The organism is Proteus sp. fly-1067, from assembly GCF_040139345.1.
GTDB lineage: Bacteria > Pseudomonadota > Gammaproteobacteria > Enterobacterales > Enterobacteriaceae > Proteus > Proteus vulgaris_B.
Genome location: NZ_JBEEUL010000007.1, coordinates 147,308 through 173,841 on the forward strand (window position 1 = coordinate 147,308; position 26,534 = coordinate 173,841).

General features: G+C 38.4%; 26 protein-coding genes. 9 read left to right on the forward strand and 17 right to left on the reverse strand.

The features are described from left to right. Positions 1 to 45: 45 nt before the first annotated feature. Entirely contained in the window at positions 46 to 522 is a 477-nt protein-coding gene (gene greA / locus ABN217_RS11590; RefSeq protein WP_072069572.1) for a transcription elongation factor GreA, read from the reverse strand. Positions 523 to 930: 408 nt separating this feature from the next. On the opposite strand from greA, the gene dacB reads away from it, so the two are divergent. After that, a complete protein-coding gene (gene dacB, locus ABN217_RS11595) occupies positions 931 to 2,373 on the forward strand; it encodes a serine-type D-Ala-D-Ala carboxypeptidase (RefSeq protein ID WP_072069573.1) in 1,443 nt (480 codons plus the stop codon). A gap of 74 nt (positions 2,374 to 2,447) precedes the next feature. Here the strand turns inward: dacB and cgtA are convergent, their stop codons facing one another. The 3 genes from cgtA to rplU all read right to left on the reverse strand — a co-directional run bounded on the left by cgtA (position 2,448) and on the right by rplU (position 4,336). Then, a complete protein-coding gene (gene cgtA / locus ABN217_RS11600) occupies positions 2,448 to 3,620 on the reverse strand; it encodes an Obg family GTPase CgtA (RefSeq protein ID WP_197269647.1) in 1,173 nt (390 codons plus the stop codon). A 130-nt stretch (positions 3,621 to 3,750) separates the two neighbouring features. Next, complete coding sequence (gene rpmA / locus ABN217_RS11605; protein ID WP_006535706.1) at positions 3,751 to 4,008, reverse strand: 50S ribosomal protein L27; 258 nt, start codon at positions 4,006 to 4,008, stop codon at positions 3,751 to 3,753. 19 nt (positions 4,009 to 4,027) lie between these two features. Beyond that, complete coding sequence (rplU, locus tag ABN217_RS11610; RefSeq protein WP_036939370.1) at positions 4,028 to 4,336, reverse strand: 50S ribosomal protein L21; 309 nt, start codon at positions 4,334 to 4,336, stop codon at positions 4,028 to 4,030. A gap of 263 nt (positions 4,337 to 4,599) precedes the next feature. Here rplU and ispB point away from each other — a divergent pair, with 263 nt between their 5' ends. After that, positions 4,600 to 5,571, forward strand: coding sequence for an octaprenyl diphosphate synthase (ispB, locus tag ABN217_RS11615; RefSeq protein ID WP_072069575.1), 972 nt, complete (start codon positions 4,600 to 4,602; stop codon positions 5,569 to 5,571). 49 nt (positions 5,572 to 5,620) lie between these two features. On the opposite strand, the gene ABN217_RS11620 is transcribed toward ispB, so the two are convergent. Beyond that, entirely contained in the window at positions 5,621 to 6,037 is a 417-nt protein-coding gene (locus ABN217_RS11620; RefSeq protein ID WP_036939375.1) for a DNA-binding protein, read from the reverse strand. Between the two features lie 82 nt (positions 6,038 to 6,119). Further along, complete coding sequence (locus ABN217_RS11625) at positions 6,120 to 6,470, reverse strand: DNA-binding protein (RefSeq protein WP_072069576.1); 351 nt, start codon at positions 6,468 to 6,470, stop codon at positions 6,120 to 6,122. Between the two features lie 186 nt (positions 6,471 to 6,656). On the opposite strand from ABN217_RS11625, the gene ABN217_RS11630 reads away from it, so the two are divergent. Continuing rightward, positions 6,657 to 6,923 carry a helix-turn-helix domain-containing protein gene (locus ABN217_RS11630; RefSeq protein WP_072069577.1) on the forward strand — a complete coding sequence of 89 codons (267 nt, stop codon included), beginning with the start codon at positions 6,657 to 6,659 and terminating at the stop codon, positions 6,921 to 6,923. A gap of 102 nt (positions 6,924 to 7,025) precedes the next feature. Here ABN217_RS11630 and mdh read toward each other — a convergent pair whose 3' ends face one another. After that, positions 7,026 to 7,964 (reverse strand): malate dehydrogenase, encoded by a 939-nt coding sequence (gene mdh / locus ABN217_RS11635; RefSeq protein ID WP_072069578.1) that lies wholly within the window; start codon positions 7,962 to 7,964, stop codon positions 7,026 to 7,028. 445 nt (positions 7,965 to 8,409) lie between these two features. Between mdh and argR the strand changes: the two genes are divergently transcribed. Continuing rightward, positions 8,410 to 8,880 carry a transcriptional regulator ArgR gene (gene argR / locus ABN217_RS11640; RefSeq protein ID WP_006535714.1) on the forward strand — a complete coding sequence of 157 codons (471 nt, stop codon included), beginning with the start codon at positions 8,410 to 8,412 and terminating at the stop codon, positions 8,878 to 8,880. Between the two features lie 63 nt (positions 8,881 to 8,943). Here the strand turns inward: argR and mpl are convergent, their stop codons facing one another. Next, positions 8,944 to 10,323 carry a UDP-N-acetylmuramate:L-alanyl-gamma-D-glutamyl-meso-diaminopimelate ligase gene (gene mpl, locus ABN217_RS11645; protein ID WP_349459433.1) on the reverse strand — a complete coding sequence of 460 codons (1,380 nt, stop codon included), beginning with the start codon at positions 10,321 to 10,323 and terminating at the stop codon, positions 8,944 to 8,946. Between the two features lie 164 nt (positions 10,324 to 10,487). Here mpl and fbp point away from each other — a divergent pair, with 164 nt between their 5' ends. Together fbp and ppa are read left to right on the forward strand one after the other, a co-directional pair. Continuing rightward, positions 10,488 to 11,495, forward strand: coding sequence for a class 1 fructose-bisphosphatase (gene fbp, locus ABN217_RS11650; protein WP_023583589.1), 1,008 nt, complete (start codon positions 10,488 to 10,490; stop codon positions 11,493 to 11,495). 199 nt (positions 11,496 to 11,694) lie between these two features. Continuing rightward, positions 11,695 to 12,222, forward strand: a complete 528-nt coding sequence (gene ppa / locus ABN217_RS11655) for an inorganic diphosphatase (RefSeq protein WP_072069581.1) — start codon at positions 11,695 to 11,697, stop codon at positions 12,220 to 12,222. A gap of 86 nt (positions 12,223 to 12,308) precedes the next feature. Here ppa and ABN217_RS11660 read toward each other — a convergent pair whose 3' ends face one another. The 6 genes from ABN217_RS11660 to tamA form a co-directional block, all read right to left on the reverse strand. Next, positions 12,309 to 13,481 (reverse strand): MFS transporter, encoded by a 1,173-nt coding sequence (locus ABN217_RS11660; RefSeq protein ID WP_340894766.1) that lies wholly within the window; start codon positions 13,479 to 13,481, stop codon positions 12,309 to 12,311. 8 nt (positions 13,482 to 13,489) lie between these two features. Beyond that, positions 13,490 to 14,782 carry a dTDP-4-dehydrorhamnose 3,5-epimerase family protein gene (locus ABN217_RS11665; protein WP_349459434.1) on the reverse strand — a complete coding sequence of 431 codons (1,293 nt, stop codon included), beginning with the start codon at positions 14,780 to 14,782 and terminating at the stop codon, positions 13,490 to 13,492. A 49-nt stretch (positions 14,783 to 14,831) separates the two neighbouring features. Continuing rightward, complete coding sequence (locus ABN217_RS11670) at positions 14,832 to 15,095, reverse strand: XRE family transcriptional regulator (RefSeq protein ID WP_340894760.1); 264 nt, start codon at positions 15,093 to 15,095, stop codon at positions 14,832 to 14,834. A gap of 363 nt (positions 15,096 to 15,458) precedes the next feature. Further along, complete coding sequence (locus ABN217_RS11675) at positions 15,459 to 15,806, reverse strand: gamma-glutamylcyclotransferase family protein (protein ID WP_196554262.1); 348 nt, start codon at positions 15,804 to 15,806, stop codon at positions 15,459 to 15,461. A 5-nt stretch (positions 15,807 to 15,811) separates the two neighbouring features. Beyond that, positions 15,812 to 19,636 (reverse strand): autotransporter assembly complex protein TamB, encoded by a 3,825-nt coding sequence (tamB, locus tag ABN217_RS11680; protein WP_502935125.1) that lies wholly within the window; start codon positions 19,634 to 19,636, stop codon positions 15,812 to 15,814. After that, entirely contained in the window at positions 19,633 to 21,375 is a 1,743-nt protein-coding gene (tamA, locus tag ABN217_RS11685; protein ID WP_072069587.1) for an autotransporter assembly complex protein TamA, read from the reverse strand. Before tamA ends, tamB begins: the two co-directional genes overlap by 4 nt. Before the next feature lie 126 nt (positions 21,376 to 21,501). Between tamA and msrA the strand changes: the two genes are divergently transcribed. Both msrA and paeA read left to right on the forward strand, forming a co-directional pair. Continuing rightward, positions 21,502 to 22,140 carry a peptide-methionine (S)-S-oxide reductase MsrA gene (msrA, locus tag ABN217_RS11690; RefSeq protein ID WP_197269648.1) on the forward strand — a complete coding sequence of 213 codons (639 nt, stop codon included), beginning with the start codon at positions 21,502 to 21,504 and terminating at the stop codon, positions 22,138 to 22,140. Between the two features lie 150 nt (positions 22,141 to 22,290). After that, the gene (paeA, locus tag ABN217_RS11695; RefSeq protein ID WP_115351217.1) at positions 22,291 to 23,673 is read left to right on the forward strand and encodes a polyamine export protein PaeA; all 1,383 of its coding nucleotides are present in this window, start codon (positions 22,291 to 22,293) and stop codon (positions 23,671 to 23,673) included. A gap of 75 nt (positions 23,674 to 23,748) precedes the next feature. Here the strand turns inward: paeA and ABN217_RS11700 are convergent, their stop codons facing one another. Then, positions 23,749 to 23,955: a DUF1107 domain-containing protein gene (locus ABN217_RS11700; protein ID WP_036939412.1), complete on the reverse strand. Its 207-nt coding sequence runs from the start codon at positions 23,953 to 23,955 to the stop codon at positions 23,749 to 23,751. Positions 23,956 to 24,237: 282 nt separating this feature from the next. Here ABN217_RS11700 and ABN217_RS11705 point away from each other — a divergent pair, with 282 nt between their 5' ends. Further along, positions 24,238 to 24,798 carry a YtfJ family protein gene (locus ABN217_RS11705; RefSeq protein ID WP_196554260.1) on the forward strand — a complete coding sequence of 187 codons (561 nt, stop codon included), beginning with the start codon at positions 24,238 to 24,240 and terminating at the stop codon, positions 24,796 to 24,798. Between the two features lie 54 nt (positions 24,799 to 24,852). Here ABN217_RS11705 and cysQ read toward each other — a convergent pair whose 3' ends face one another. Both cysQ and bamJ read right to left on the reverse strand, forming a co-directional pair. Further along, positions 24,853 to 25,593, reverse strand: a complete 741-nt coding sequence (gene cysQ / locus ABN217_RS11710; RefSeq protein WP_072069591.1) for a 3'(2'),5'-bisphosphate nucleotidase CysQ — start codon at positions 25,591 to 25,593, stop codon at positions 24,853 to 24,855. A 142-nt stretch (positions 25,594 to 25,735) separates the two neighbouring features. Continuing rightward, positions 25,736 to 26,356 (reverse strand): BamJ family beta-barrel-assembly machinery protein, encoded by a 621-nt coding sequence (gene bamJ / locus ABN217_RS11715; protein WP_072069592.1) that lies wholly within the window; start codon positions 26,354 to 26,356, stop codon positions 25,736 to 25,738. Positions 26,357 to 26,534: the final 178 nt, after the last annotated feature.

Below are 26,534 nucleotides of genomic sequence, written 5' to 3' on the forward strand. Positions count from 1 at the left end.
CACAGGATAGCGGCCTAGTTTTCTATAGAAACGTAAAATTATAAATTAAATGTATTCTACGTTTAAAACTTCGTACTCAACTTGTCCACCCGGTGTTGTGATAACGACAACATCATCTAACTCTTTACCAATTAATCCACGCGCAATCGGTGAATTTACAGAGATTAAGTTAACTTTAATGTTTGCTTCATCATCACCCACGATGCGGTAGGTCTGCTCTTCTTCAGTTTCAACATTTAACAATGTCACTGTTGAACCAAAAATAATACGGCCATTGTTATTCATCTTAGTAATATCAATAACCTGAGCATTTGATAATTTTGCTTCAATTTCTTGTACTCGCCCTTCACAGAAACCTTGTTGCTCTCTTGCTGCATGATATTCTGCGTTTTCTTTTAAGTCTCCGTGCTCACGCGCCTCTGCAATAGCCGCGATAATTTCGGGACGACGAACACTTTTTAAATATTCCAGCTCTTCGCGTAGTTTTTCCGCACCAAGAACGGTCATAGGGATCTGATTCATGTGTTAATACCTCAATACTATTCCTAATAAAAAATAGGTATCATCCTGATTTTTTATACTAACAACACAGAGAAAAGGATCTATTTACTCTTCTCAAGACAAAAAAAGACACAGGCAACCTTAAATTGGGCCTGTCTCTACATATATTCGGTGAATAAGGAAAGACGTTTATTCCCTTATTCATGCTGTTGGGAAGCAAACTTAGCCCCCAGACCTAAAACTAAATCTAACACAACAGACGCATTGCTTCACGCCTTATCTCTCTTTATAAATCAATAAACAGATATTTTCTGATAATGCAGTAATCACTCGTTATATCGTTTACTTTTGCCCTCATTGCCCTTTAGTATTAGCCTCTGGCAATCAATACTGTAACGTTTGTACGCTATAGTCACGGACAGAGAAATTATGCGCTTATTATCAACATTTCGACGGATACTTTACACATTAAGTATCATCAGTTTTTCAACCCAAGCAATACCCGTTGAAAACTATACATCCCTTCTTCCTGAAGGAACACAAGTGGGTTTGATTACCCAGCCTGTGGGCGCAGCTTCTCCTAATCTCAATTATCATGCAGATCAATTAGCTCTTCCTGCCAGTACTCAAAAAGTGGTTACAGCCTTGGCTGCATTACTTCAATTAGGGGGTGATTACCAATTCACCACAACAATGGAGACGGAAGGCAAAATAAAAAATGATCAACTCAATGGAGATTTGATCTTTCGTTTCAGCGGTGATCCAACATTAACTCGCCAACAGTTAAGAGGAATGGTCGCTGTATTAAAGCAATCCGGTGTCACTAAAGTTCATGGTGATTTACTGATTGATACTTCTGCTTTTTCGAGTCATGACAAAGCGCCAGGTTGGGTTTGGAATGATATGACTCAATGTTTTAGTGCACCACCTAGTGCCGCAATTGTTGATAAAAACTGTTTTTCTGTCTTATTGCAAAGTGGCAATAAAGATGGCGATATTGCAACAATACGCAAAGCTTCATTTTACCCAGTTACCGTTTTAAGCGAAGTTGAAACCTATGAGAAAGGCTCAACTCGTACACGTTTTTGCGAATTAGATGTCACTGTCCGTGATTTAAATACCTATGTGATAACAGGATGTATTCCTAAACGTGACGATGCAGTGCCTTTAATGTTTTCTATTCAAGACGGTGCGCATTGGGCAGGCACAATTTTAAAAGAAGAGTTACAAAGAGCCAATATTGAACTTGATGGTTATATAAAACGTCGCTCTTACGTTAAAGCACCTGTTACTGTATTAGCACAAACACAATCTAAGCCTCTACATAATTTGCTCACTACAATGTTAAAAGAGTCTGACAATATGATTGCAGACACTGTATTTAGAACCATTGGACGTGAATATTATGGTGTTGCCGGAACGTGGCGTTCAGGCGCAGAAGCAACTCGTACGATTTTAAAACAAAAAGCAGGAATTGACTTAGGTAATACAGTAATGGTTGATGGTTCAGGCCTTTCTCGCCATAACCTCATTTCACCTGCAATAATGATGCAAGTCCTTCAATATATTGGCCAACATGACAGTGAACTCAACTTTATTACTATGCTTCCCCTCTCTGGGCATGATGGAACATTACAATACCGTGGTGGTTTTCATGAAGCGGGTGTCGATGGCAAAGTTTCTGCCAAAACGGGTTCTCTAAAAGGGGTCTATAATCTTGCAGGCTTTATGACGACAGCTAATGGGCAAAAAGTTGCTTTTGTTCAGTATATATCAGCATATTCACCACCAACGCAAAATCGTAATGCAGGGCGCGCCTATTTAGTACGTTTTGAAACTAATCTGTATAAAGATATGTACAATAACCGTTAAGTCTATAATATCAGATAAAAGAAAACGCCTGATTAATCAGGCGTTTTTTTATTTTATTATGATAATAATGATAATTAACGTTGGTAGATAAACTCTATACCATCATCATCTTCTTCATCCCAATCATCATCATCTTCTTCTTCAAAATCAGGGTTTTCAAGCTGTTCTTTGTGGTAATCATCCCACATAAAGTCAACTTTTCCTGGCTCTGCAACTGTCGCCACTAAATCTTGCTCACGTGGTGTTACGTTCAGGAATTCCATGATATTCCAGCAAAGTTTTTTCACACCTTCTTGGTTAATGGCCGCTATCATGTAATAGTTTTCATCCCAACCCAGTGCTTCAACAATCGCTTTTGCCTTCTCTTTTGCTTCTTCGGCATCAAGAAGATCCACTTTATTGAATACTAACCAACGTGGTTTTTGTGCTAATTTTTCGCTGTATTTCTCTAATTCAGAGACAATAATTTGCGCGTTCTCAACAGGATCTGATCCATCAATAGGATCGATATCGATCAAGTGCAATAACACACGACAGCGTTCTAAGTGTTTTAAGAATTGGATCCCAAGACCTGCACCATCAGCAGCACCTTCGATTAACCCAGGAATATCAGCAACAACAAAGCTTTGATGATTATCCATACGCACCACACCTAAGCTCGGTACTAAGGTGGTAAAAGGATAATCGGCAACTTTAGGTTTTGCTGCTGATACTGCACGAATAAACGTTGATTTACCCGCATTCGGCATACCTAGCATACCAACATCGGCTAATAACATTAGCTCTAAGAGAACTTCTCGAGATTCACCCGGAGTACCCATAGTACGTTGGCGTGGAGCACGGTTAACCGAAGATTTAAAGCGAGTATTACCTAAACCGTGAAAGCCGCCTTTAGCGACCATCTGTTTTTGGCCGTGAACAGTTAAGTCAGCAATAATTTCATTGGTGGCTAAATCACGGACACGTGTTCCAACAGGAACACTAATTGTAATGTCTTGACCACGCTTACCGGTACAGTCACGACTGTGACCATTTTCACCACGTTCTGCGCGATAAGATTTTGTAAAACGGTAATCAATTAGAGTGTTGAGGTTTTCGTCTGCAATCATGTAGACATCACCACCATCACCGCCATCACCACCGTCTGGTCCCCCATTAGGGATATACTTTTCGCGACGAAAGCTCACACAGCCGTTACCACCATCGCCCGCGACGATCAGGATCTTGGCCTCATCAACAAATTTCATGATTTTACTCCGTATAGTAGCCATTAACGTGCTGGATGGCCGAAATTACCCAGAGATGGCCTTTTTTAAATATAAAAAGCCCCGCAACAGACTTGCAGGGCTTTTGACTCGGTGATTAAAGGACCGGTAATTATTCAGCTTCGATGCTGATAAATTTACGGTTGTTTGGACCTTTAACTTCGAACTTAATTTTTCCGTCAGCTAATGCAAACAGGGTGTGGTCACGACCACAACCAACGTTAGTACCTGCATGGAACTTAGTACCACGTTGACGAACGATGATGCTACCTGCTAATACAGCTTCACCACCGAAACGTTTAACACCCAGACGTTTTGCTTCGGAATCACGACCGTTACGAGTCGAGCCGCCAGCCTTTTTATGTGCCATTGAACTACTCTCCTAAACCTTAAGCGATACCAGTGATTTTAACATCAGTAAACCACTGACGGTGGCCCTGTTGTTTACGGCTATGTTTACGACGACGGAACTTAACAATCTTAACTTTCTCGCCGCGACCGTGAGCAACCACTTCCGCTTTAACTTTAACGCCCGCAAGGATTGGAGCGCCAATTTGAATATCATCGCCATTAGCGACCATCATTACAGTGTCAAACTCGATTGTTTCGCCAGTAGCTACTTCAAGTTTCTCTAAACGAATAGTTTGACCTTCGCTGACTCGGTGTTGTTTACCACCACTTTGGAAAACCGCGTACATATAAACTCCGCTTTCCGCACACTCCCAATATGTATAATTTGAGTGCACAATTAAAATATTCACATAGGGCGCGAATTCTACGCAAATTTAGTGCCGATGACAAGTACAGATCGCAAACTAGCGTTAAAAAAAAGAGTTTTTTATGCGATATTTATTTCAGCCATTTTTAAAGTACAATCTAAATTATAAGAGAGTAAAATCTATGGCATGATCATTTTTTATTAATAATAACGCGCTCATTGGCGAGCCAAAGTCGAAAAAACATGAATTTAGAATCTATTATAAAACTAACATCCGCTGATATGGCTGCGGTAAATGAGGCAATCCTTTACCAGCTTAATTCAGATGTTTCTTTGATAAACCAACTTGGTTACTACATCATTAGTGGTGGTGGTAAAAGGATCCGACCAATGATCGCAGTGCTCACTGGACGAGCATTGGACTATCAAGGTGACAAACATATCTCGGTCGCAGCGCTTATCGAGTTTATTCATACTGCAACGTTGTTACATGATGATGTTGTTGATGAATCTGATATGCGCAGAGGAAAACAAACGGCAAATGCTGTCTTTGGAAACGCAGCAAGTGTGCTTGTTGGTGACTTTATCTATACACGATCTTTTCAGATGATGACGGATCTTGATTCAATGCGTGTATTAAAATTAATGTCTAGCGCCACCAACGTGATCGCCGAAGGTGAAGTCTTACAATTAATGAATTGTAATGATCCTAACATTTCCGAAGATGACTATATGCAAGTTATTTACAGTAAAACAGCGCGCCTATTTGAAGCAGCTTCTCATGCGTCAGCCATCCTTTCTGGAGCAACACCTGAGCAAGAAAAAGCATTCCAAGATTATGGACGTTATCTTGGTACTGCTTTCCAGCTCATTGACGATCTGCTTGATTATGATGCTGACAACAGTCAGTTGGGTAAAAACACAGGCGATGATCTTGATGAAGGCAAACCTACGTTGCCATTACTTCATGCCATGCATAATGGTAATGAAGAAGAATCTCAATTAATTCGCCAAGCGATTGAACAAGGTAATGGTCGCCATTTATTGGATACCGTTTTAAAGACCATGAAACAAAGTGGATCTTTGGAATATACCCGCCAAAAAGCAGAAGAAGAAGCAGACAAAGCAATTGAAGCTTTATCTATCATACCTGATTCACCTTATAAAGAAGCGCTTATTGGGCTTGCTCACGTTGCTGTACAACGTCAATCGTAATCCTAATAACACTACCCCATTAATGGTATAGAAAAGCCAGCCAGAGCGACTATGTCGACTCTGGTGGGTTTTTTAATTTATTGAGCACTTCTTCATTTTCTCGCTCAATTGCATCTTGATTATCAGCATCAATATAGCTAATGAGCTTTGCTAACCCTTCTCGAAGCACAAACTTCACAATTTTTTCACGTTCTGATTTAGTTAATTGATAATACGCTTCAACCCAAATCAAAAAAGCATCCTGACGCTTTGATAAATACTCGGCGGGAGGTTCATGTGCGGCTAATACACCAATAACCTCATCAGGTAGGCTTTTCACTGAATACTCGACAGCTTTCCCCTGTACACCTCGTTTACGGCGATTTTCCCACCCTTCACGACGCGCCATCAAGTTCACTCCCTGCGGTGAGTTAGGTAACCCCGCAAGCCCCACTAATTCTTTCGCTGTATACCATTCTTTTTTCATGATCTCATCTCACATTCAACTAAGAGGTTAGTCAGATAGATATCTGTTGCGGATAACGCAATAATAGATTCTTTAAACTCGCCTAATCATTGACGAGTTTTTCTAAAAAACTTCTAATACCATCCCGCAATATCAGCTCTGTTAATGTTTTTTGTTCACCATCATTTAGTTGTTGGAATGCTTTCACCCAGATAACGAGTGGCTCCTCTTTTTTATTTAGTTTGTAATGTGCTAATGGTTCATAAAGTTCCAGAGCAATTAAAGTTTTATCTGGTAAACAAGAATAATGATATTCAACACCATTACCTTGCTTATTCTTTATCTTTTGTTTTTGCCAAAATTCACGTTTAGCTTTTGCATTTACACCTTGTGGTGATTTAGGTAATCCACCTATACCCGTCAATTCCTTTGCCGTATACCACTCTTTTTTCATTATGTTTCTCTAAAATTGTTATCAACTTCAAAAAAGAAATTATTAAGAAAAAAATCAGAAATCTTTTTAGAAAAATAATGTTATTTTATTTTCTAAATAATCAGTTTAAATGCTTTAAGACATTTCTAATAAACTGTTATTTATACCACTAACACAGCAATTAATTTTATAGAAAAAGGATTAAAAATGATTTCAAGGAAATCTGATTGGCATCCTGCCGATATTATTGCCGCACTTAGAAAACGAGGAACAACACTTGCTGCCATCTCTCGCCAAGCAGGGTTAAGCTCTTCAACACTCGCTAATGCACTGTCACGCCCTTGGCCTAAAGGAGAAAAAATCATTGCTGATTATCTTGGTGTTGCCCCTTCTGAAATTTGGCCAAGCCGTTATTTTCATCCTGAAACAGGAGAATTACTTGAACGAAAGATACGTGACAAAACTAATAATTAACTAATAATTACATACATTATAATTAATAAAAAAAACCGCTGATACTATATCAGCGGTTTTTATTTAATTTTGCATTATTTTTATAGCAAAAAAAGTATATCTTTATTTATTAATAAATTCTTCACCAAGAATTATATCTTTTTTCAATACGTCTAACATGCCATTAAGAGATTGTTTTTCAAAATCACTTAATTTACCAATAGATAAATATTCCTCTACACCGTTTTTACCTAAAAGAATAGGTTGTGCAAAGAAACGGGCATATTCTCCGTCACCTTCTGTATAGGTACATTCAATAACATTTTTCTCGCCATTTAAAGCGCGAATTAATGAAAGACCAAAACGAGCGGCTGCTTGTCCCATTGATAATGTTGCTGATCCGCCACCAGCTTTTGCTTCTACAACTTCAGTACCTGCATTTTGGATACGTTTTGTCAGTGCTGCGACTTCATCATCTGTAAATGATACACCAGCAACTTGAGAAAGTAGCGGAAGAATAGTGACACCCGAATGCCCACCAATAACAGGAACATTGGTTTTCTGAGGATCTTGGCCTTTTAATTCAGCAACAAAAGTATTAGCACGAATGATATCAAGTGTGGTGATACCGAAAAGACGTTTTTTATCGTAAACACCCGCTTTTTTAAGCACTTCAGCAGCAATAGCAACTGTCGTATTTACAGGGTTAGTAATGATACCGATAAGTGCTTTAGGGCAATTTTGTGCTACTTTTTCAATTAAGTTACGCACAATGCCTGCGTTAACATTGAAAAGATCTGAACGATCCATACCAGGTTTACGTGCAACACCCGCAGAAATCAGAACAACATCAGCGCCTTTTAATGCAGGAGATGGATCTTCGCCGGCAAAACCTTTTACAGTCACTTGAGTTGGGATATGGCTTAAGTCAGCTGCGACACCCGGTGTGACGGGAGCGATATCATATAAAGAGAGTTCACTACCAGCTGGAAGCTGATTTTTAAGAAGAAGTGCCAGTGCCTGACCAATACCACCCGCTGCACCGAGAACTGCTACTTTCATTCTGATACTCCTTAGTTACGAGATAGTGGAACGCCTTAGAGAGACTCACTATTACGCAATACACCTTTTGAAAAACAATTATTTAACAGCAATATTGCATAATAAGGCATTTACAGTGGAAAATAATACTTGGGTTATTCTAAACAAATTGCTTATCTGTTAATGAGATAGCGGGCACTCTTTTGATAAATAATTCCAATAAATTGGGCAAAGTGTTAAGTGGCTCTATCTCCTTACGATAATCATTTAAGCTTATCATTTATTTAACAAATATTTCACTTCCTTAAATTATCACATTCAAAGTCGATAAATAAAATTTTTTTGTAGTACATTCTACTTTACAATTTTCAGTAGATTACCTCTCACCTTTCATCGTCTTTTGTTGCATAAAAATTCACTCCTCTGCATAATACGCAGGTTATTGATAACTCACTAAAGGTGAACTATGCGCGTTCCTTCTAAGCAAGAAGACTTGGTTAAAGCGTTTAAAGCCCTGCTGAAAGAAGAAAAATTCAGTTCACAAGGCGAGATTGTGACGGCATTGCAAGAGGCTGGATTTGATAATATTAACCAATCCAAAATCTCTCGTATGCTAACAAAATTTGGTGCAGTAAGAACCCGAAACGCCAAAATGGAAATGGTATATTGCCTTCCAACTGAACTTGGCGTGCCAACAGCAAGTAGCCCATTAAAAAATCTGGTACTCGATATCGACCATAACCATTCGGTTGTGGTGATAAGAACTAGTCCAGGTGCGGCACAACTTATTGCACGTTTATTAGATTCATTAGGCAAAGCAGAAGGGATCCTCGGCAGTATTGCAGGTGATGACACTATATTCTCAACACCAGCGCCTGGATTTTCAACAGAAGAGTTGCGAGATGCGATCCTAAACCTGTTTGATCAGGAATTATAATCTCTTTACTCTAACGTCCTAAAATAAGCCACTAAACATTCAGTGGCTTATTTTTATTTATTACTAATACTGATCCTCTGATCCTTTAGGCTGAGCTAATTTTTTAAGCAGCTTTTCATGTATCCCACCGAAACCACCATTACTCATAATTAAAATATGATCGCCCACTTGGGCTTCTTTCGCAATCATATCCACTAATGCATCAAGGTCAGTACTCCAACGAGCTGGTTGTACGCAATGCTCTGCAATATCACTCACTAACCATTGAATATTCGGTGGCTGGAATAGAAACACTTCATCAGCTCGACCTAATGCTGGAGCGATATCATCCTTGCTAATTCCCATTTTCATGGTATTTGAACGAGGTTCTAACACCGCAATAATACGCGCGGTTCCACCGACTTTACTGCGTAGTGCTTCAAGCGTTGCTAAAATCGCCGTAGGATGATGTGCAAAATCATCATAGACACTGATCTGGTTTACTTCGCCACGTAACTCTAAGCGACGACGCGCATTAACAAACTTATCTAATGCTTCACAAGCGTCAGCAGGTAAAACACCAACATGATGCGCAGCAACTATTGCCATTAAGCCATTTTGCATGTTGTGTTCTCCAGAAAGCCCCCAACACACTTCTCCAACCTGCTCGCCTTTATGAAACACCTCAAAATGACTACTGTCATTAGTGAGTTTTTTAGCTTGCCAATCGCCTGTTTCACCCGTGAATTCTTGTTCGCTCCAACATCCCATTCCAATGGTCTGTTTTAAATTCATATCGTTGTCAGGCATGATGATTTTCCCACTGCCAGGAACGATACGAACTAAATGATGGAATTGTTTTTGAATTGCCGCTAAATCGTCAAAAATATCGGCATGGTCAAATTCAAGGTTATTTAAAATCAGTGTGCGAGGCGAGTAATGCACAAATTTAGAACGCTTATCAAAGAAAGCGCTATCATACTCGTCGGCTTCAATCACAAAGAAAGGGCTTTCACCTAATTGCGCTGAAACTTGGAAATTACCGGGCACACCACCAATCAAAAAACCCGGCTTATAACCACAATCTTCTAAAACCCAAGCTAACATACCTGCCGTTGTTGTTTTGCCATGGGTTCCTGCAACCGCTAATACCCAACGTTCTGGTAAAATATAATCATGTAGCCATTGAGGGCCCGAAGTATAAGGCAGACCTTTTTCAAGTACAGCTTCAACACAAGGATTTCCTCGTGTCATTGCATTACCAATAATTACCATGTCAGGAGCAGGTTCTAATTGTTTAGGGTCATATCCCTCAATCAGTTCAATTCCCTGCTTTTCTAATAAGGTACTCATTGGTGGATAGACATTAGCATCAGAGCCTGTGACTTTATGTCCCTTCGCTCGAGCTAAAATGGCAAGACTTCCCATAAAGGTGCCACAAATACCAAGAATATGAATGTGCATGAATTTCTGTCCAATAGCATGAAGTTGGTCACTATTCTAACGATCAAAAAGCAGATAAGGAACGGATTAACCTTTGAATCATTCGATTCTTTGGCTAAACTTGCCACCACCAAGGAGATTTTCCTCCTTTTTTACTTTACCCACTCACATTCAGGACCTGCGTCATGAAAACATTAGGCGAATTTATCGTCGAGAAACAACAAGATTTTCCCCATGCAACTGGCGAACTTACTGCATTGCTTTCGGCAATTAAGCTTGGGGCTAAAATTATCCACCGTGATATTAATAAAGCAGGGTTAGTCGATATTTTGGGTACTAACGGTGTTTCTAATGTTCAAGGTGAAGCCCAGATGAAACTGGATCTTTACGCGAATGAGAAACTAAAAGCGGCATTAAAAGCACGTGGTGAAGTTGCGGGTATCGGATCAGAAGAAGAAGATGATATTGTAATCTTTGAAGGTGATCGTGCTGAAAATGCTAAGTATGTTGTACTAATGGACCCTTTAGACGGTTCGTCGAATATTGATGTAAACGTTTCCGTCGGGACAATTTTCTCTATTTACCACCGTATTACGCCTATTGGCCAATCTGTAACATTAGATGACTTCTTACAACCTGGTCATCGTCAAGTTGCAGCTGGCTATGTCGTTTATGGCTCATCAACCATGTTAGTTTATACAACAGGTTGTGGTGTTCACGCCTTTACATATGACCCTTCTTTAGGTGTATTCTGCCTATCTCATGAAAGTGTACATTTCCCACCAACAGGAAATATGTACTCTATCAATGAAGGTAACTACATCAAATTCCCATTAGGTGTCAAAAAATACATTAAGTATTGCCAAGAACAAGATGCAGCCACTAATCGCCCTTATACCACTCGTTATATCGGTTCTTTAGTCGCTGATTTTCACCGTAACTTACTAAAAGGCGGCATTTATATCTATCCAAGCACTGCAAGCCACCCTACTGGTAAATTACGTTTACTCTATGAATGTAACCCAATGGCGTTTTTAGCAGAACAAGCTGGCGGTAAAGCAAGTAATGGTAAAGAACGTATTCTTGATATCGAACCTAAAGAGCTTCACCAACGTATGCCTTTCTTTGTAGGTACTAAATCGATGGTTGAGCAAGCTGAAAGTTTTATGGCGCAATATCCAGACGAAGAATAATTCATTGGTCTAGCACCAACATAGATAAACCGGGCTTCTTTTTCGTCCGGTTTTTTCATCTTTGAAAATAGAACTTCTTTTTATTTACTGCTTATTTTTACGTCATAACGCAACATGTTCGGCAAAAAACGGGTATTGTTAAAAACTTTTCGCTATACTACAGGCCACGTAAAATTAATTTTTTTATAGGAAATTTTTTATGAGCCTGAATCATGTTCCTGCTGGTAAAGAACTACCAGAAGATATCTATGTTGTTATTGAAATCCCAGCAAATGCTGATCCTATCAAATACGAAGTTGATAAAGAAAGTGGCGCACTGTTTGTTGACCGTTTTATGTCAACCGCAATGTTCTACCCATGCAACTACGGTTACATCAACAACACATTATCTTTAGATGGTGACCCAGTAGACGTTCTGGTTCCAACTCCATACCCATTACAACCAGGTTCAGTTATTCGTTGCCGTCCTGTTGGCGTACTGAAAATGACTGACGAATCAGGTGAAGATGCAAAACTGGTTGCAGTACCACACACTAAACTGAGCAAAGAATACGATCACATTAAAGATGTGACTGATTTACCAGAACTGTTAAAAGCACAGATCAAACATTTCTTTGAGCACTACAAAGATTTAGAAGCTGGCAAATGGGTTAAAGTTGACGGTTGGGAAGGCGTAGAAGCTGCTAAAGCTGAAATTCTTTCTTCTTTCGAACGCGCTAAAAAATAATTCTGACACTATCAGAATAACTAAGTAAGTTATTATTTAATAATTTACTGATGAAAAAGCTCTTCATTTTATTGAAGAGCTTTTTATTATGGTACGACTCTTTTCTTCAAACACATTATAAGCAATCCACCACTTATCAATGTAATAGCAATGGCGGCTATCATTAATGTATAAACCACTGAAACATCCCCTGTTGAAAAAAATAAAAGTCCTCCCACAATCGGTAAGATCAATTGATTCAATAAGATGATTAGAGATGACACACTTGCTAATTGATTGAGAGGAATAATCTCAATTCTAAGCATTCTTAAAATATTTCCTGAAAAGACTTTCCCAATAATTGAAATTGCATAACTAATAAAAAACAAGATCATGGAACCTTGGAAAAATACTAGGAAAGAAGAGCTGATAGCAATAATCAAAATTGAAATAATGGTGAGTGGCCTTCTACTTATATATTTACTTAAATAGCTATATAAGTATGTACCTAATACACCACAGATCCCCGCTGCAATATCAATAAAACCATAATATTTTATAGGTAATTTCATAGAGCGATCAATTAACGCTGTACCACTAGATTCAATTAAGCCATCAAACATATTGTTACCAAGAGCAACAAAAATAGAAAATAGAATTATCGGTGATGATATAATGTAAGTAATCACCTTATTAGAAAAAGTTATTTTTTCAGAATTATTTTCATTAATTCTATTTTTTTCCTTATAAAGGAACAAAAAGAAACAAGCATTAATAAAATAAAATATAATTGGTATAACAAGTAAATATTTATAGCCATAATCAATAAAAAAAATGCCAATGAGAGGGCCGATAATCATCCCTAAGAAATCCATTCTAGACATCATATTAATATGGTGTTCTTTATTATTACTTATCGATGCTATGATTTTTTCATACGAAATAAGCGTTTGAGAATTTCCAATCGAAATTAAACTTCCAACTAATCCAAAACTTACTGCTATCATCATTTCAGACGTAAAATCTGCATATAATAAAAATAAGCATCCTGTTATTTTAAAACCATCAGAAATAATAGATATAGGACGAACACCTAGGCTATCTATATATTTACCAAGCAGAGGAATTAAAAAAATCCGAGGTAACCACCATAGTGCGTATGTCAATCCTGCATATTCAATACTCGTTGTTAACTGATAGACAATAACAGGGGTAAGAAAAACCATTAACCCATCAGCAGTTAATACAAAAAAAAGCATATAAAAAAAGACAATACGCATAATGAATACTAAACCTTTTCTTTAATTAACACTTTAATTGGCTGGTTATTTTCATCATAAACAATAATTGATTTTGGCGTATGATGAGTGGGCTTATGTTTCATTAACTCTTGTTGTTTAGAAACAAGGAATTGATAATAACTTAAATCTGCTGCTATTTTATTAACACGATAAGATTGATAATTTTTATTAGCAATTTTCCAGTCGATCACATCATGGCCTGGAATATATTCTTTTTCTTTGTCTAAATAGATAACCGGCCGATTAACAGTAATAATATTCGCCATATTAAATAAAGCATGAGCAACACCACAGGGGATCACTAATTCAATATTTGGTGCAGGATTAAAAACAATTTTATCTTCATAAAAAAGCGTGGGTGAATTTTCACGCATATCCACCAGCTTAACGGTAATTTCATGAGATATATCGCCTAAAAAAGTTAAATGATCTTCTTGCCCTAAATGTAATCCATAAGAGTCAAAATCATAATCCTCATGACCATGCTCAACCAGATACATAGGGGATTGCCGCGTTAATGGGACAATCCCACTCTCTTTGCCAGTATGTAGAGTCGCCATTTCACAAAATTCAACGCCTAAAATAATCGATGTAGGTAATTGTTGTTTTTGAGCATCTGCCATTTTCTCTCGAAACCTTAAATTAATCTCATCGCCATTATCTAAGCGGATTTTGCGGGTTTCAGAGTGTAGAAATCGATGTTGACTTAACCATTGTTGTTGTATCTCTGCAATCCGATGATAGACCAGCGCAGAGGCTTCTTCTGTCATTGGTTCATAGCCTTCAATCTCATTAACATCGACATTTTCAGGGAGATTTATCACATCATTATTAGGTGACCAATTTAATGTTTCACTTGCTAATTGCTCGATTGTGGGTAAAAAAAGAGAATAGCTATTTAAGGTAAAAACATTCTCTAGATGAGAAAAAGTATGAGCGACCCCAGGGGGAATAATGAGTGTTCTTGCGGATGATGGCGTTATCTCAAAACTTAATTCTGATTTAAATGTTGGTGAGTTTTTACGACAATCAATAAATTTAGCTAATATTTTTTGTTTTTCATCACCTAAAAAAGTTAATGTATCTTGTTGACCAAGATGAATGCCATACTGCCCATAGTTAAATTCACTTTTACCATGGTAAACAATATTAATAGGATAGGTTGTTGCGAAAGGAATAACATAAGATTGTTGTTTTCCATTATTTACTCGCCAGCGAGCAATCCAATATAATCCTACAATATTAATATTTTTATTTAATTCATTAATATCCTTATTCACTACTGCCTCCTATGCAGTTAAAAAAGCAGCCTTATGGCTGCTTTTTTTATTAAATACTGACAATTTCAATATCATATCCAAGTAACTTTGCACTTTTTTTTAATGCATCTAAATTAGTTGTATTTAATTTTAAATACTTATCATCGGCGGGTGCATTTTTAATACCGGCAAGATAGGCGAGTTTATCTAATGCATCTGTTGTTACCGTTTTTGTTTGTAATATCATGTCAGTAAAACGATTATTTACTATATTATGTTTTACGTCTTTTGGTGGATTATTATAAAGTTGAGTAATATCATTTAATTTATCCATAAAATTACCTTATTTCACTATATTAATAATAGGATGGTTATCTCTGTTCCTCTTAAGCAAAACTGTTTTAACATTAAATTTATTTTGTTGTCAATCAGGCCTACTATTAATAATATTCATATCATTATAGATAAAAATAAAATAAATAATTACCAACTTAAATTTCAAAGTAAAACAATATAAATATTTATGAGCATTATAAATATGACTACCTCTACTATAAATAATAAAATAGTAATAAAAATTAAAGCTTGTTATTAATTTTATAGAAATTATATTTTCACTAAAAATAAAAAGCGCGATATAAATATCGCGCTTTCTATCATTACTGAGTCATCTATCGTAATAGCTAAAATTTGCCAATTACTCTTCTTCGTGACGTTTTAACCAATCTCCGCTTTTGATTTCTCTCAACCCATCAACTGGCTTTTGATACAGATAGATCCAAGCACTGCCATAAGGCGTTGAAATCAATTGTCGCTTGTAATCCTGATCATTCTTTTTCAATTCATCAAGTTCTGTCAAGATAGAGGGAGTTATCCGATAGACTTCGCACTCTATCTCTCCTTCACCTTCAATAACCGCAGGATAAAACCCTAAATCATAGAGTTTGTACCCCACTAACGTATGCTCACCTAAAAGTTGTGCATATGTCATCCAGTGATGGTTACCTTGGTTTTGCCGTAAACTTCCATAAACAATAATTCGCATATAATTTAAAACTCAAATTGATAAAGCAGATCTATTGCCTGATTCATACCAGACACTGCTTGTAAATACAACCTGGGCATCAAGCGATAACGTAAGGTTAACGTCGCTAGCGAATCAAATATACCCACTCCATACTTCACTTGTAGATCGTTCGTTATCTTACCGCTGACCACGACTTGTGAGTTATCCCCCACACCTTGTGTATCAAGCGCTAAATCCGAAACACCAAAGGTTTCACCTATGCGCCCTACAAGCTGGCCACTCTGACCAACGCCTAATCCTATCAACATTGCTGTCATTTGTGATGAATCAGCATCACCACTGTCTAGACCTTCGCCTCTTAACAAATAAGATAATGCTTCTTGTTGTGTTTTAGCAGGCTCAGAGAAAATCTCCACTTTAGGCTGGTCAGCAAGCCCAGTTACTCGAACCCCCGCAATCACATTATCTGCGGTATTATCTGGGTTACGAATAGCCTCGATATTTAAGTAAGGTTGATCAACGGGTCCAGAGAACAAGATTTGGCCCTTACGGACTTGTAAGTCTTGCCCATAGGCTTTGAATTCCCCTCTTGGAATATCAACTTGCCCATTTAAACCTAGTCCTTGTTTATTCTGATTGACTTTAAGTGTTCCCGTCAATCTTGCTTTAAGCCCAAATGCGTCCAGCGTCACATCATCACCAATATTAATCGCTAAATTGCTTTGAATTGGAATCGATGTCTCTTTTGGTGCTATAGGTTGTAAGTTTTTATCTAGCATCACTTCATCAGAGGATGCCGATACTGCTGATTCCGGTAATTCTTGAACCACAATACGAGCCCAAGGGATATCAATACGACCATCTAATTTCAGTAAATGAGGGCTAGCCTCAAAGACGAGATCAGGATTAACATCAATACGCACCATTGGAGGTAATGACACGCGTAGTTTATTACCATTAGCAGCTACCACTGCGCGCCATTCATCTAACTGACGCCAATCTGCATTCCCAGTAAGGTTTAAGTAACCTTCTGGTGTCTCAATTCTGCCGCCTAAGTCCGATGTTGCGCCATTGAATCGAACATCAACATTACCTTTCGTAATATCAAATGGGATCCAATGCCCGACCACTTTTAATTGATTAATCCCGAATTGACCAAATAACAGTGGCGATTGAGCACTTCCTCCTAAACGTAATTGGGCACCAATATTCCCTTGAGCAATTTCACCTTTACCTAAGAACGGTTTGATTAAATCTAATGTCAAATTATCAATATCAACCGTACCTGATAGTTGGCGCTTTTTCTCAAGATCGGCAACATGTACGTTACCTTTAAAATCACCATTACCTGCAATGCTAATCAGCCATTGCAATGTGGCTTTACCATTATTCATACCTGCATTTAAGGTAATAGCATCAAAATCAATAGGTAAAATCGTTCCTTCAATATTCTGTTTTACCGCAACACCTTGCCCTTTTAGATTGACAGATGCCTTCGGTAATCCACCTTTTGAATTCCATGTTGCAGTGGCATCCCCTGTAAATACGCCTCGAACAGAAGTTTCAGGTGGTAAGAACGGCTTTATCATTGCTAAATCAAAACGTGTTAGCGTAATTGCAGCAGTTCCACTTTCACCCACAGTTATCGCTTTAGGAACACAGACTTGTGCATTTGGGTTCACCCAGCAATGAGAGCCAATCGTAATCTCTTGCTTTTCTGCCAACAAATTCAGCGCCATTGCTTTATTTAAACGCCACTCACCCACTGGGGTATCAAAAGCCGTATTATTTAGCGTTCCTTTCCACTGTTGGTTCTCCTTATCGAATGATCCTGCTAATGTCAGCCCACCAGAAACAGGTTCGCCATCCATTTTCAACGTGAGTTTATGTTGTTTTTCTGTACCTGCTGCATCTAACGTTAAATTACGGATAATTAAATCTGCTTGTCTTAACTGACGTGCAGTAATAGCCAGTTTGCCACCAATCTCTTTATCAGACTGAACATCGCCTTTAATCGTAATAGATCCAACACTCACTTGATCTTGCCATTTAATGCCCTGAGCGTTGATATCAGCAATAATCTTCGGTGCATTAATGTCACCTCGAATATTCACCTTACCTTTTACAACACCAGCAAGTCCTGGCACTAAACCATTTAATCCTGGTGCATTAATATTGGCATCTAATGCCCACTTGTCACCTAGATGTCCTTCGATATCAAGCTTATTCTTACCCAGTATCAGATTTAATTGAGGAATATTCCATTGCCCAGAATCATTACCATAGGCATTCCCTCTCGCCTTGATAAGATTATTTTTGATATTGCCATCTAACGTAATTTCAGGAACACGTAATTGCCAACTTCCACCATACAGGCTTCCCGTTGTAGCAATACGCCCATCTAATTTGGCAGGCATATCAGGATACTGTTTTGCGGTATTAATTCCTGAAATAGTGAGCAACGCATTCCAACTAATTGCTTTACTCCAATCAGCCACACCTGTGATATCAGCGTGGCCTTGTAATGCAGCTAAACGCAGGCGTGTTAACTCTATTTTTTCTTCATTACCTTTTGCATCCAACATTAATTTGGCTGGCGGGATCTCCTGACCTTGGATATCAGAACGCAATGAAAGGGTATAATTATCCGTCTGACCATTGAGACGTAGTCGAGTGTCATTAAGTTGATACTGTACATCCCCAGTTAATGGCCAACGTACTGTTTGACTCTCTAAGGTCAGTTTTAATGGAAGATGTGGCTTGGCGAGCTCAGCCTGTGCATCAAGTGTAGCAGTTACTGTTCCAGTTAAAGAAAGTGCTAATTTAAGCTCTTCGAGCAACGCACCTTGTAAAGAAAGTGTCGCTTTTTGATCTTTAAAATCTTCCAAGCCCACAACATCACGAATGGTAGCGTTGATATCTAAATTAACAGGCCATTGTTTATCAAGCGTGATCCCCCCTTTTAAACTGACCTCACCTTCTGACGCATCAACACGTAATTTAGTGAGATTAACTTGCTTACCTTGAGTATTCGCTTCAAAAGATAATTGTTTGATAGTAACTGGGGCATCCCCACTCACTTGTAATTGCTTACCTTCAATACCTTCAATATTGATATCTACAGGAATAATAATTTCAGGTAATTCAGCCAATAATGGCTTAGCAAAGATCGTTTTAATTGTGTCTGCTAATGCCTGTTCTTTTTCTTCTGGTGTTTTAGGTTCAGCTTTAGGTTTTGCAGTTACGACTTCTTTTACATCTTGGGTAACCGCTTCAACACTACCTTCTTCCGGAGTCTTAGGTAACGCCACCAGCAAATCATTAATAACAGTTGGATTTAATGTGACTTGGCGACCTTCCCACTGTGCACCTGTTTTAAACTCATCCAGCGAGATTGCCATATCGTCAATCTTCACATGCGTATTTTCTAATGAGAGCGAGTTTAAATAGATAGGTAACGGAGCATTAAGCTCAGTTAAAGGATCTGATGGTGGGGTTTCTTCAGAGGGTGGGAAAGCACTAGTATCAACATTAACAACCACATCGCGTGTCGCCAATGTATCAATGCAAACTTGTTTATCCGTTAGGCATGCTAAACGTAATCCTAACGATAACTCACCCACATTCACATCAACTCCGGGCATTTGATATTCAACACCCGTTAAACGCAGATCTTTCCAGCCACCATTAACATCTTTGATAACTAAGCCTGGAACCCAGCGAGCCGCACTATTAATGGCAAAATGCAAACCTGATTGTGTTCCTAAGATCCAAGCTACAGCACCAAATGTAAGCAAAATAATGATAAGGAGTGTTAACGCAATCCATTTCAACCACTTTTTTATCATAACTCTGCTCCTAACCCGATATAAAACTGGAGTCTACGTTTATCAACGTCACTCACAGGTAGTGCTAAATCAAATTTAATTGGCCCAACAGGTGATGCCCAACGTACACCTGCACCAGCACCGGTTTTAAAATCGCTGCGAGTAAAATCATTAACGGCTTCACCACTATCAATAAAGACAGCACTCCACCAATTACCCGTAACGTTATATTGATATTCTACCGATCCAACGAGCATCCTTGATGCCCCTGTTAAATTACCTTTACTATCTTCTGGTGAAATACTTTGGTATTTAAAGCCTCGAACACTTCTATCACCCCCTGCAAAGAAACGTAATTCAGGAGGTACTCGTTCAAAAGCATTGGTTTCAATCCAACCAAAATTGCCTCTTACAACAAAGCGGTGCCCTTCCCATGGTGTACGTATCCACACCTGTTGCGCTTGGAATGCAGCAAACTCAACATCTGAACCCCATATTTTATTGGAGTAGTCTAATGAGTAACGTTGGCTATCTCCCCAATAAGGCATCATACCGCCACGTTGACGTACTCGACTGGCAGTTACACCGGGATAAAGCAACATGGTGGTATTTGTGACTTCACCTTGGGTAAAGTGGCTGAGACTCCAACGTGTATTCACACTGTATTGCCAGCCTGTAGACATATCCCAGTTACGAGACACATTTAACGTTGTGGTATCAGAGCGAGTATCATTTAAATCAGTACGTTTAAAACCACCTTGAACACCATAATATTGCTCTAATGGATTGACCTTAAGTGGAATTTTATAGTTTGCTCCAATAGATTGTTCAGGCTGAGAAACACTAATGTTGGAGGTTAAACTATGGCCACGCGAATTCATCCATGGTTTATCCCACTGCATATTAAGGCGAGGACCAACATCGGTGGCATAACCGCCACCAAGCTCTACATAGTTACGAGAACGAGGTGTTACAACTGCGCTCATCGGTAAAAGATGAGAACCTTCAGCCCGTGCTTTTGCAATATCAGGAGTAACAACCGCAGAGTTAAACCATCCTGTTGCGGCTAAGCGTCGGTTGAATTCAGCCAGATCTTCAGAGGCGTAATACTGTCCTTCTTTAAAAGGAACAATATTTTGCAAATAGTCTTCGCGGATTTGAGAGCCAGTATAATTTACTTTGCCAAAACGATAACGTTCACCACTATTAAAGACAAAATCCCAATATGATGCATGGTTATCTAACGAGACGCCTAGCTGGCTTTTATCCATTTCTGCATCAAAGTAACCACGACGGATAGCAAGTCCTGTTAATGAACCTTTGAGCTTTTCATAATCACCATGGTTTAAAACACTATCAAGAGGAGGAGTATTTTCTTTAATTACTTTTGCGTATTGTTCGTCTGTTTTAGCACCACCTTCAAGAACAATATCGACCCCTTTAAGTAAAATAGGAATGCCTGGTTCAACTTTAGCGGTTAATACAGAGCGCGTTGGTGGTGTATTTTCTTGGTAAGAAAATGTCACACTAGGCTGATAATAGCCTAAAGGGCGAAGTCCTTCTTGAATTGCTTTTTCAACACGCGCACGAAAACGCCCGTCAGGTGCAACTTCTTCTGTTGTAATGTTTGATAGCTGGACTCGTGCATTTTTTTCGAGTTGCCCTTCTAAACCTTCTACTTTTAAACGCAAACTTGCCCCATAAGCAACAGGTGCGATAAAAGACAGACAGAGAACGTAGATAACGGAGTATCTCGGCACGTTTTCTCCTCAATATGATTTAATCCATGTGATAAATTGACGACAAACTGTTTTAAGCTTTATTGTAGATTTAGTTTATAACAATATTAAGCCTTTACCATAGTAAAGCGTTTACAAATATAAAAAATGGAGTCTACCTTGCAACATAAAGCTTACCAACCAGAGAATGCCTTAAGGGGTACCTCGACACCATTAGAAATATCTGCTAATCATGCAGTAAATGGGCATTCTATTAATGACATTCCTGAAAAGATGAGTGTCGCTTATTTTGCCATGGGTTGTTTTTGGGGCGTAGAACGTCTGTTTTGGCAACAACCCGGTGTTTACTCAACAAGTGCAGGTTATAGCGGCGGTGTAACAGAAAATCCAACCTACCAACAAGTTTGCCAAGGTTTAACTGGCCATAGTGAAGTGGTGAGAGTTGTTTTTGATCCCACAATAATTAGCTACCAACAACTTCTGGCTCTTTTTTGGGAAAATCATAATCCATCACAAGGTATGCGCCAAGGTAATGATATTGGCAGCCAATACCGTTCTGCCATTTATACTGTTAACGCAGAGCAATATAAACAAGCCATTGAGTCAAAAACACGTTATCAACAAGCAATGAATACTCAAGGTGCAACAACGGAAATTACGACAGAAATACAGCCAGCTGGCCCTTTTTATTTTGCTGAAGATTACCACCAGCAATATTTACACAAAAACCCACAAGGTTATTGTGGATTGGGCGGGATTGGTATCTGTTTTCCACCTGAAAAGTAACACTAGCAGAAAATAGTAGGGCGATGATATAATTACGCCCTCTTATCTATCTTTGTGAATAATTTCATCACAATATATTGATTTATCTTCTATTTTTAACACTCTAGTATTGCCCTTTGGATTGAATACTCGGGGTGATGTGAGCCTTATATGCTTAATAGTTTACTCATTGTGCTTTTGCTTTGTGCCATCAGCGCCTTTTTTTCGCTGTCTGAAATTTCTCTTGCCGCCTCTCGTCGAATTAAACTCAAACAACTCGTTGATGAAGGTAATATTAACGCTGCCCGCGTCTTAAAAATGCAAGAAATGCCAGGCATGTTTTTTACTGTCGTTCAAATTGGATTAAATGCAGTTGCCATTTTGGCGGGTATCGTTGGCGAATCTGCATTCTCTCCTTCACTAAAAAGTTTCTACCTACAATTTTTTGAAGAGCCTCTAGCTCAACAACTTGGATCTATCTGCTCTTTTATTATTGTCACATCAATGTTTATTTTACTGGCTGACTTAACCCCAAAACGTATTGGTATGATTAAGCCTGAAGCCATCGCATTAAGAATTGTGAATCCAATGCGTTTCTGTCTTGCCTTTTTCCGCCCTCTAGTATGGTTATTCAATGGCATGGCTGATCTCATCTTCAAGCTGTTTAAAATCCCGATGGTCAGAAATGAAGATATTACTTCTGATGATATCTTTGCCATTGTAGAAGCCGGCGCTGTTGCAGGGGTTTTACGTAAACAAGAACATGAACTTATTGAAAATGTCTTTGAATTAGAATCACGCACCGTTCCTTCAGCAATGACTCCTCGGGAAGATGTGGTTTATTTTGATCGCGAAGAAACTGAAAGTGATATTAAAGAAAAAATTGCCACCCAACCCCACTCTAAATTTTTAGTTTGTGAAGGTGATATCGACCATATTATTGGTTATGTGGATTCTAAAGAGCTTCTTAATCGAGTTATTAATGGACAAAGCCTAAATCTCAATGAAGGTGTTCATATCCGCAAAGCACTCATTATTCCTGATACATTAACACTCTCAGATATGTTAGAAAGTTTTAAAACATCAGGTGAAGATTTTGCCATCATCCTCAATGAATATGCCATGGTAATGGGCGTTATTACGCTAAATGACGTGATGACAACATTGATGGGCGATTTAATTGGACCAGGACAAGAAGAGCAAATTGTCAGTCGTGATGAGCATTCATGGTTAGTTGAAGGTGGTACACCAATTGATGATGTGATGCGCGCACTTGATATTGACGATTTCCCTGATTCAAGTAATTACGAAACTATTGCTGGTTTTATGATGTTTCGCTTACGCAAGATCCCAAAACGTACAGACTATGTGAAGTTCTCAGGGTATAAGTTTGAGGTTGTCGATATTGATAATTATAAAATTGATCAATTACTTGTGACAAAAATTGATGATATTCCTCCCGTTAAACCCGTCTTACAAGAGCATGTTCCTGTTACACAGACAACAACGACGGAAGTAGAAATCAAAAAAGATGAAAATAAAATTGCAGATTAGTAACTAAATGAAATTAATAACTGAGTCTTATCTGAAAACTCAAAGAGAAAGACTCAGTTATCTATCAGATAAAAGTTAACCCATTTCAGCCTTAAGCAAAATAACCTGCTGGTTTACTTCACTCATAACATTAAAATGTAGCTTATCTTTTATTTTAGGCAGTAAAATTTTGCCGTAATCGAATTCAAATGCACCCATTCCTTTGATGTAAAACCGTCCACGAAATAACGTCTTAACGTAGAGAGCAATTTTTTCAGGGTTATAGCGATTGAAGATTTTCATCTTTCAGTTAGTCTCCCATGCTCGTTGTTGAGTTTAATAAGTCATAAAGACTTATCTTTATATATCAAATTTAAAGACCTAATTATAAGTACTAGGTTCAACTTATTTAAATTTCTTATCTATTTTTACATTTATTGACAGTAAAGAATATAAATCAAGATAACGTAAGCAATATCTTACCCACTCAATGTTAAATAAATGTATCAAAAATGCGGTATTATTCTTCACTAGCTTCTATGCTTAAATAGAACCAAACGTCATCTCAATCATAGGACAATGGCTATGCACAAACTCACCTTAGCTGCACTTTTACTTAGCACATCAACATGGGGATTTGCTCATAACATCACTGAAAATACCGTACTACCAGCAGTCACCATCAATGACAAAGGTGAACTGCTTTATGACACAACTAAAGATAAGTTTAGCTACCAAAATTGGAACAGTGGTCTGCTTAGTGGAAAAGTACGAACAGTTCAGCATATAGCAGGACGTAGTAAGGCAAAGGAGATGAATGCACCGTTTATTGAAGCGGTTAAATTGGCCAAATTCCCGCAAGCGAGTTATCAAACAACGACAATCATTAATACAGATGATGCCATATTTGGTACCGGTCCCTTTGTACGTGGCAGTGTTGAAGACAGCAAAAAAGAGTTTCCTTGGTCACAATTTATTGTTGATGCTGATGGTATTGCACAAAAAGGATGGGGATTAGAAAAAGAGAGTTCAATGATTGTCGTACTTGATAAACAAGGTAAAGTCCGCTTTGCTAAAGAAGGTGTTTTGAGTGGTGCTGAAATAACGACGGCAATTAATCTTATCAACGATTTAATAAAAGAGTAATTTTCTGTGTCAGAGCCCTCATGAAACAAAGGGCTCCAACTTCATTTTATTACACTAAAATATTGAAACTCTAAAACCCGGATTAATCAGAGACTCTTTGGGAGAATAATCCAACGTTATGCCTTTCCAATCTGTGACATGTGCGCCAGCAGCAATCGCTATGGCATGACCTGCCGCCGTATCCCATGTATGTGTTGGTCCAAAACGAGGATAAAGCTGTGCTTTACCTTCCGCAACAAGACAAAATTTTAGGGATGAACCAACGGCGACCGTTTGATGTTCACCTAGCTGTGATAAATATTCTTTTAACTCGTCATCTTGATGAGAACGACTGATCACTATCACAGGGGGTTCTGCTCGACTTGCATGAATGGGTAATCGCTGGCCACACTCCTCTTTCCACGCTTTTTTATTGGCAGCTGCATATAACACATTTTGCACTGGTGCATAAACTACCCCTAAAACAGGAATGCCTTTTTCGATTAAGGCGATATTCACCGTAAACTCACCATTTTTACTAATAAATTCTTTAGTACCATCTAGTGGATCAATTAGCCAATACCGCTCCCAATGACGGCGAACTTCCCATTCAGGTGGATCTTCTTCAGATAATTGAGGTATATCAGGAGCAATAGAAGCAAGTCCTATTTTGATAATTTGATGAGCTGCTAAATCTGCTTCTGTAACAGGTGAATTATCACTTTTCTCCTGCACTTGAATTGGCTCGGATTGCTGATAAATCTGCATTATCGCCATACCGGCTTGGCGAGCTAATTTGCTGACTTGTTCTAACATAATGCACCTCTCTTATTTCTATAAGCATGATCACTTCTCTTATAAAAATCAATTACCCTACGATCTCTTTATTTTAGTATAGAGACAAAAATAGCCGGCAAAACCGGCTATTTTTTACTCTGATTTACCGCAGAATAAGAAATTATAAAATTTCTAATAATTCCACTTCAAATACTAATGTTGCGAATGGAGGAATAGCCGCACCTGCTCCGCGTTCGCCATAAGCTAATTGATAAGGGATATAGAGTTCCCATTTAGAGCCTACTGGCATTAATGTTAATGCTTCAATCCAACCTGCGATAACGCCATTTACAGGAAATTCTGCTGGCTGACCACGTTGAACAGAACTATCAAATACAGTGCCATCAATTAAACGACCAGTGTAGTGAACACGAACATGATCAGTTCGTGCAGGGATCGTACCTTCACCCGCTGTCAGTACTTTATACTGTAAACCTGATTCTGTAACTTGAACGCCTTCATTTTTCACATTTTCTTCTAAGAAAATTTTACCAGCATCAGCCAGCTCAGCTTGACGTTCTTGACGAACAGCTTCAGCACGTTCATGCATAGTACGTAAGGCATTGTGTAATGTTTCAACAGGTACAGAAGGCGCATTACCTTCTAATGCATCGGTCAAGCCAGCTAACAGTGCTGCGGGCTCTAATCCTTGAAGACCTGATTCAGTCAGTTGTTGACCGACTTGCAGACCAATACCGTAACTTGCCTGTGATTCGATAGAATCAAATGATGGTTTTGACATGAAAAATACCTGTTTTTTATGAAAGTTAGTCCCAAGAATAACAGTGGTAAGGTACAGCGTAAACCTTCTGTCTTGAGTAATGGGAATTATTCATTAAAAACCTAAACAATTGACTCTATTTATCCTATTTTTAGCACTTTTTTAGTGTGATTTGTCATACTTATTTTCACAACATCGC